Source organism: Micromonospora sp. NPDC051543, from assembly GCF_044454415.1.
GTDB lineage: Bacteria > Actinomycetota > Actinomycetes > Mycobacteriales > Micromonosporaceae > Micromonospora.
In genome coordinates this window covers 1-1,067 of sequence record NZ_JBITDT010000039.1, presented here as the reverse complement: position 1 = coordinate 1,067, position 1,067 = coordinate 1, and the positions used below count along the sequence as shown (strand labels likewise).

The 1,067-nt window shown below is 70.5% G+C and carries 1 protein-coding gene; it reads right to left on the bottom strand.

The features are described 5' to 3' along the window. Nucleotides 1–930: GH25 family lysozyme (locus ACIA3K_RS31680; protein WP_396805548.1), on the bottom strand; the 930-nt coding region annotated here is incomplete at its 3' end. Between the last annotated feature and the right edge of the window lie 137 nt (nucleotides 931–1,067).

Here is a 1,067-nt window from a genome sequence, read left to right as displayed (position 1 = left end):
CACGACGTCGTCGGTGCCGTCACCGTCGACGTCACCCGAGGCCATCCGATCGCCGACGTTGGCGAGGTCGAAGGAACTCTCACCCTTGTAGTCGGCGGTGCGTGAGAAGGTGGAGCCGGTCGAGCGCCAGCGGTGGATGGTCATCGTGCCGTCGCCGTCGTCGTGCCCGAGCGCCGGCGCCTTCCGCCCGACCCCGCCACCGGCGAGCGCCCGTAGCTGAGCGAGCGTGCCGTTGAACACGTCCCGATCGACGCCGCCGGGCACACCCGGCACGCTGCCGCTGGAGGTGTACTGCCACAGCGTGAAGCGCGACCACCCCGACGGCAGGCTGCCGGGCGTGTCGGCGTACCGGGAGTGGAACAGCGGGTAGCTGCCGAAGGCGGTGGTGTTGCCGGTGCAGGGATTCCACCAGTTCGGGTTGGTGTAGATCATCGCCTGCTGGCCGGTGCGGACCTTGACCTCGTCCAGGAACTGGCTGATCCAGGAGACCATCGCGCCGGTCGACAGCCCGAAACAGGTCGGTTGGCTGGACGACCATTCGATGTCCAGCATCGGCGGCAGGGTGGTGCCGTCGGCGCTGTACCTGCTGACCTCGACCAGGCGGGCCGCCTGGCCGCGCGGGTCGCCCTGGTCGGGCCGACCGAAGTGGTACGCGCCGAAGTAGATGCTGTTGGCGCGGGCGCCACCGCGGTTGGTGAGGTACGTCGGGTCGGTGTAGTCGGTGCCCTCGGTCGCCTTCGCGTAGGCGAAGTCGATGCCGGAGTCGGCGACCGACTCCCAGTTGATCGTGCCCTGGTAGTGCGAGACGTCGATGCCGGTGACGGAGTAGCCATTTGGTGCGGCGTGCGCTGGTACCGGATTCAGGGCGAGGGCGACCAGCGGGAGGGCGACCAGGGCGACCGCACGGGTACGCCATGTGCCGATGCGCATGCTGCTGTCCTGTCTATGGAATGTCGGCCCGTCCGGGCCGGTGCGGGCGGAAGCGGTGGTGGGGCCGTGGGGGGGGGGGGGGGGGCGGGGCGCCCCCCCCCAACCCGGCCACCACGTAGCGGCTACCTGGGACCGCC